Below are 6,654 nucleotides of genomic sequence, written 5' to 3'. Positions count from 1 at the left end.
GCTGGCCGGCAATGACCTGGCGACCTTCCCCGACTTCCCGGCGGAAATCCGCGCACCGCAGGGTACGCTGTTCGGTGTCTCGGCCTTCCAGATCAATTTCGGCAGCCGCGAGATCAATACCGCGGGCGACGCGCCCGATGTGCTGGTGGCAATGAACCCGGCCGCGCTGAAGGTGAACCTCGCCTCGCTCAAGCCGGGCGGGCTGATCATCGCCGACACCGGCGAATTCACCAAGCGCAACCTCGACAAGGCCAAGTATGACAGCAACCCGCTGGAGGACGGCAGCCTTGCCAAGTGGGAAGTGCTGGCCTTCGATATCAGCGCGTTGACGGTCGAAGCGGTCAAGCCCTTCGGACTGGGCAACAAGGACGCCCTGCGCTGCAAGAACATGTGGACACTGGGCCTAGCCCTGTGGATGTTCGATCGCGATCGTAAGCCGCTGCATGATTGGCTGCGCGGCAAGTTCCGCAACGCTCCGAATATCGCCGACGCCAACGTCGCCGCGCTCGATGCGGGTCACGCCTATGGCGAGACCGCGGAGCTGGCCGGACCTCTGCACCAACTCCATGTCGATCCGGTGCCGAGCGCACCGGGTCTCTATCGCACGATCACCGGCGCCGAAGCGGTCTCCCTGGGCCTCGTGGCGGGGGCTCAGCTGGCCGAACTGCCGATGTTCTTCGGCGGCTATCCGATCACCCCGGCTTCGGCGATCCTGCATCACCTTGCCCGGCTCAAGGAATTCGGCGTCACCACCTTCCAGGCGGAAGACGAGATTGCCGCGATCTGCGCCGCGATCGGCGCGAGCTATGCTGGCAGTCTGGGCGTGACCAGCTCGTCGGGTCCGGGCATCGCGCTCAAGGGCGAAGCCATGGGCCTGGCGATCATGACCGAGCTGCCGCTCGTCATCGTCAACAGCCAGCGCGGTGGCCCTTCCACCGGCCTGCCGACCAAGACCGAGCAGAGCGACCTTTACCAGGCGGTCTATGGCCGCAATGGCGATGCGCCGATGCCGGTCATCGCCTGCCGCAGCCCGTCCGATGCCTTCGAAGTGGCGATCGAGGCTTGCCGTATTGCGGTGGAATACATGACCCCGGTGATGCTGCTGACCGACGGCTACATCGCCAATGCCGCCGAACCGTGGAAGGTCCCCGATCCGGCAAGCTATGCCCCGTTCCCGGCGAAGTTCCTCGAACAGAAGAACGGCCCCGACGACACCTTGCTGCCCTACAAGCGCGACAACAAGGGTGCGCGTCCGTGGATCAGGCCCGGCACGCCCGGCCTGATGCATCGCATCGGCGGGATCGAGAAGCACGAGCTGACCGGTAACATCGACTATTCGCCCGACAACCACCAGCGCATGACCGACCTGCGCAAGGCCAAGATCGACGAGATCAAGGTGCCCGACCAGGACGTTTGCCTCGGCAATACATCGGGCAAGCTGGCAGTGGTGGGTTGGGGATCGACCTATGGTCCGATCCACCGCGCGGTCGATAATGCGCGCCGCAAAGGGCTCGATGTCAGCCATATCCACGTGCGCCACATCTGGCCGCTGCCCGCCAACCTCGGCGATTTGCTGCGCAGCTTCGACAAGGTGCTGGTGCCCGAAATGAACACCGGCCAGTTCAAGACCGTGCTGCGCGACCAGTATCTGGTCGATGCCCAGCCGCTGACCAAGACCAGCGGCCAACCGTTCACGATTGCCGAACTTGAAGCTGCGATTGAAGGAGCGCTGGAATGAACGCCCCCGTGAAGATCGAAACCACGCTCAAGGACTGGGAAACCGACCAGGAAGTGCGCTGGTGCCCGGGTTGCGGTGACTACGCGATCCTCAAGGCGGTGCAGCGCACGCTGCCGCAGATCGGCGCCAATCCTGCCAATACGGTTTTTATCAGCGGTATCGGCTGCTCCAGCCGTTTCCCCTACTACATGGAAACCTACGGCTTCCACACGATCCATGGCCGCGCCCCGGCATTCGCGACGGGTGCGAAGCTGGCCAATCCCGATCTCGACATCTGGCTGGTCACGGGCGACGGTGACGGTCTGTCGATCGGCGGCAACCACCTGATGCACGTGCTTCGGCGCAACGTGAACATGCAGATCATGCTGTTCAACAACGAGATTTACGGCCTGACCAAGGGGCAATATTCGCCCACCAGCCGTGAAGGGACCAAGAGCCCGTCGACCCCGCTGGGAAGCTACGACCATCCGGCCCGTCCGGCCGCCTTCGCGCTGGGCGCGGGGGCACGCTTCGTCGGGCGCGGCTTCGATGTCAGCAAGAACCTGCCCGATGTGCTCAAGGCGGCGCATGCCCACCAGGGTGCGGCTTTTGTCGAGATCTTCCAGAACTGCATCGTCTACAACAAGGACGTGTTCAACGATTTCGCCGCGCCCAAGGGTGCGGAGGATCGCCAGCTGTGGCTGGAGAACGGCAAGCCCATGCTGTTCGCGGGCGACACCAAGGGGATCACGCTCAACCGCGAGAAACTGTGCCTTGAGGTCGTCGACGTGACTGACGGCGATTGGGAGGCGGCAGGTGTGATCGTGCACGACGTCACCAACCGTTCGATCGCGCACATGCTGGTCGAAATGCCGTTCGGCCCGTTTCCGATGGCGCTGGGCGTGCTCTATGACGATCCGCGCCCGACCTTCGAGGCCGCGGCGATTGCGGAAAAGGCGAAGGCGAGCGAAGGCAAGGATACCAATCTCGCCAAGCTGCTCGGCAAGGGCCAGACCTGGACCGTCGACGACAAGGAAGGGCATCCCGCCTGACGCCGCTTTCCTACAGGGTTGAGGAATGACTAGGGGCAGTTTATGCCCCCGGTGATTTCATTGAATGCCGCTGTTTTCAGGCGCTTTTCCGGCTGCGCTGGCGTTATCGTCAGGACAGTGTTCCATGTGTTCCATCCTGTAGGATCGGGGACTGCAAGGAGCGTGGTGAGTGGATAACCTCACCCACTCTTTGGTCGGCGCGCTGATCGGGCAGGCGGGGCTCAAGAAGAAGACCGGGCTGGCCATGCCCGCGCTGATCATCGGGGCGAACCTGCCCGATGTCGATGCGGCCTGCCTGTTCTGGCTCGATGGGGTTGAACATCTCGGCTTTCGACGTGGTATCACCCACGGGCCGCCGGCCCTGGTGCTGTTGCCATTGCTCCTCGCTGGCCTGCTGTGGGGCTTCGACCGCTGGCAGGCGAAACGCGGCACACGGCCAGAGGGGCGATTGCCGGTCAGCTTCAAATGGCTCTACCTGCTGAGCTTTATCGGGTGCCTGACACATCCCGCGCTCGACTGGCTCAACGTCTATGGCATCCGCCTGCTCGAACCGTTCTCGAGCCGCTGGTTCTATGGCGATACGCTGTTCATCATCGACGCCTGGCTCTGGGCGCTGATGGGCTTTGCGACATGGTTCTCGCTGCGACGTGAGGCGCGGGGCGGGGAGTGGATGCGGCCTGCGCGGATCGCGATTGCGGTGGGGTTGGGTTATATTGGGGTGAATGGCGCTTGGTCCGAAACCCGAAGTCTGAAGTTGTACCATAGCCTTCCAGTCCTTGAGTGCGCTGAAGATGCACCTGTGTGCGATTGGACCGTCATTGCTTCACCGGTCCCCCTGATCCCTTGGCAAAGAGAATTGATAGTTGGCACGCCGCCCATCTGGAGGGGGATTCCACCGAGTGAGCCGCCCTTGGTAAAGGCACTGCGGCCCATCTCCGCTCACACTTGCGAGTGGCCGGAACCCAGGGAACTAGAAACCGGCGGACCGCAGGCCCAAGCCTTCCTCTTCTGGTCCCGTGCTCCCTTCGCGGAGCGTGCTCCCGATGGTTCGGTCCTGCTGCGCGATGCGCGGTTCTACGATCCGCTGGCGCGTGATCGCTTCACCGTTGCGCTGCCCGATGTGAAATGCGTGGAACTCGCGCCACAGTAACATCGTTTGTTCGGGCAAGGGGGCTGCATGCAAAAACCATCGATCGTCTGGCTGCGGCGCGATCTGCGCATGGCGGACAATCCGGCGCTTTATCACGCGGCCAAGGCGGGGCCGGTCGTAGCGGTCTATGTGCTCGACGACGATTGCGCCAAGGGTCACGCCTATGGCGGTGCCTCGCGTTGGTGGCTGCATCATTCGCTCGACAGCCTTTCGCGCAGCTTCGGGACTCGCAACGCACGGATTATCCTGCGGCGCGGCGATGCGGTCGAGGAGCTGCGCAAGCTGGCCGAAGAAACCGGCGCCACAGTGATCCACGCCAATCGCCACTATGAACCCTGGTGGCGCAAGGCACAGGGTGAACTGGCGAAACATGTCGACCTGCAGCTTCACGACGCAAATTACCTGTTGCCGCCGGGGACAGTCACTTCGGGATCGGGCGGACCTTACAAGATATACACGCCCTTTGCGCGTGCCACGCTCGAGCAGTTCCCACCGCGCGACGCCCTGCCAGAGCCGCAAACCTTGTCATCGCCGGGTCAGTGGCCAGAGGGCGATGCTTTGGAGGATTGGGACCTGCTCCCGAATCGTCCCGATTGGGCGGGGGGGCTGCGCGAATTCTGGAGCGTGGGTGAGGCGACCGCGCACGAGCGGCTGGAATGGTGGATCGATCGCGTCCATGCCTATGGCGAATCGCGAAACCTGCCTTCGGTCGACAAGACCAGCCAGCTGTCGCCGCACCTGCATTTCGGCGAAATTTCTCCCGTACAGATTTGGCATGCCCTGAAGGATCGTCGCTCAAACGGCTGGAAAACCTATGAAAAGGAACTGATCTGGCGCGATTACGCGGCCAATGCCATCTGCCAGTTCCCGCGGTACGGCCTCGAGAGCCACCGCCCCGAATTTGCCCGTCTGGAATGGCGCGACCCGGACAGCGATCCTGCCGCAGCGCGCGATCTGGAGGCCTGGCAACAGGGCCGCACCGGCTATCCGATCGTCGACGCGGGAATGCGCCAGCTTTGGCGCACGGGCTGGATGCACAATCGTGTGCGGATGATCGCGGCAAGTTTCCTGATCAAGCACCTGTTGATCGACTGGCGCCATGGCGAGCGTTGGTTCTGGGATACGCTGGTCGATGCCGACTATGCCAGCAACGCGACCAATTGGCAGTGGGTCGCGGGCAGCGGAGTCGACTCGAACATGTTCGTGCGGATCATGGCGCCGCTGACGCAGAGCGAGAAGTTCGACGCCGGCGGCTATATCCGCGAATATGTGCCCGAACTGGCTCAGCTGGACGAGCCTTACATCCATGATCCGCCTGGCCACCTGCGCGGGGCCTACCCCGACAAGATAGTCGGGCACCGCGAAGGTCGCGAACGCGCATTGGAAGCGTATAAAGCTGCCAAGACCTAACTTGTCAGCGAGCCTGTCAGCTACGATATCGGCCAATGATGGATATGCAGACGACCAAGCCGCGTGGCCGCGAACTTTTGCAGGGGGCTCAACGCTTTGCCCGCAAGCCCGGCCTGTTCGCCCGGCTGGTCGCGCCTGGTTTCGGCAAGATCCTCGACCGGATCGACCGGGCACTGGTTAGCGGTACGATCCACGGGACGCTGCCCGACGGCACCCCTTGCGTGTTGGGCAATCGTGCCCCCGGTTTCGAGTGCACGGTGGAACTGCGCAGCTGGGCCGCGCTGTTGCGGCTCGCCAGCAACGGGTCGGTCGGCTGGTACCAGGCATGGGAAGCGGGCGAATGGTGGAGCCCCGATCCCGTACCGCTCTTCGCGCTGTTCGTGCAGCATGCCGAGCGACTGGGCGATACTGCGCGCGCCAAGGGCCCGTTCCGCCACGCGCTGCGCCTGGCGCATCTGTTCAACCGCAACACGCATTCGGGGGCGCAAAGGAACATCGCCGCGCACTACGACCTCGGCAACGACTTCTATGTGCCTTGGCTCGACCCGACGATGAGCTACTCTTCCGCGCTGGATGTGCGCGAGGATGGCCTTGAGGCGGCACAGCGGCGCAAGTGGGACGCGCTGGCGTCACGCATCGGCAATGCCGCCACGGTGCTCGAAATCGGGTGCGGATGGGGCGGGCTGGCCGGCAATCTTGCGTCGCGAGGCAGTGACGTCACGGCTATCAGCCTCTCCGACGAGCAGCTGACCTGGGCTCGGGAACGGCAGTCGGATGCGATCGACTTCCTCAAGCAGGACTATCGCGACACCTACGGCCGGTTCGACGCTATCGTCAGCGTGGAGATGGTCGAGGCGCTGGGGCGTGAATATTGGTCCACCTTCATGGATTGCATAGCGCGCAATCTGAAGCCGGGCGGACGCGCGGCGATCCAGTACATCTCGATGCGCGATGACCTGTTCGATGCCTATGCGAAGAGCGCTGATTTCATCCAGGCCTATATCTTCCCGGGCGGCTTGCTGATCCGCACCAGCGAGTTTCGCCGCCTGGCCGAAGAGCGTGGCCTCGCTTGGCAGGACCAGCGGGATTTCGGAGTCGATTACGCCGAGACTTTGAAAGTTTGGCGGGAAAGCTTCGACAGTGCCATCGAACAGGGCAGGCTTCCCAAGGGGTTCGACGCGCATTTCTGCGACTTGTGGCGCTATTACCTGATGTATTGCGAAGGTGGCTTCCGCGGTGGCGGTATTGATGTCCACCAGGTGACCTTGGTCAAGACGCCAGCAAGCTAGAACGAGTGGTGGCGGTGGCCCCAAGAGGCGCACCGC

The 6,654-nt window shown here is 63.2% G+C and carries 5 protein-coding genes; all 5 read left to right on the top strand.

Annotated features, from left to right (window positions below):
• The coding region (locus AAFM29_RS16310) for a 2-oxoacid:acceptor oxidoreductase subunit alpha (RefSeq protein ID WP_341713808.1) at positions 1-1,738 on the top strand (1,738 nt) is incomplete at its 5' end.
• Entirely contained in the window at positions 1,735-2,769 is a 1,035-nt protein-coding gene (locus AAFM29_RS16305) for a 2-oxoacid:ferredoxin oxidoreductase subunit beta (protein WP_341713807.1), read from the top strand. The genes AAFM29_RS16310 and AAFM29_RS16305, both read left to right, overlap by 4 nt.
• A gap of 169 nt (positions 2,770-2,938) precedes the next feature.
• Entirely contained in the window at positions 2,939-3,919 is a 981-nt protein-coding gene (locus AAFM29_RS16300) for a metal-dependent hydrolase (protein ID WP_341713806.1), read from the top strand.
• 27 nt (positions 3,920-3,946) lie between these two features.
• Positions 3,947-5,329 (top strand): deoxyribodipyrimidine photo-lyase, encoded by a 1,383-nt coding sequence (locus tag AAFM29_RS16295; RefSeq protein ID WP_341713805.1) that lies wholly within the window; start codon positions 3,947-3,949, stop codon positions 5,327-5,329.
• Between the two features lie 38 nt (positions 5,330-5,367).
• Entirely contained in the window at positions 5,368-6,618 is a 1,251-nt protein-coding gene (locus tag AAFM29_RS16290) for a cyclopropane-fatty-acyl-phospholipid synthase family protein (protein WP_341713804.1), read from the top strand.
• Positions 6,619-6,654: the final 36 nt, after the last annotated feature.

The organism is Erythrobacter sp., from assembly GCF_038133525.1.
Classification (GTDB): Bacteria; Pseudomonadota; Alphaproteobacteria; order Sphingomonadales; family Sphingomonadaceae; genus Qipengyuania.
Note: the sequence above shows the minus strand (reverse complement) of the source record. Positions and strands in the feature narration are given on the sequence as shown.

Coding starts and splice junctions, on each gene's coding strand:
- AAFM29_RS16305 (WP_341713807.1), top strand. CDS start 1,735: ATGAACGCCCCCGTGAAGATCGAAACCACGCTCAAGGACTGGGAAACC.
- AAFM29_RS16295 (WP_341713805.1), top strand. CDS start 3,947: ATGCAAAAACCATCGATCGTCTGGCTGCGGCGCGATCTGCGCATGGCG.
- AAFM29_RS16290 (WP_341713804.1), top strand. CDS start 5,368: ATGGATATGCAGACGACCAAGCCGCGTGGCCGCGAACTTTTGCAGGGG.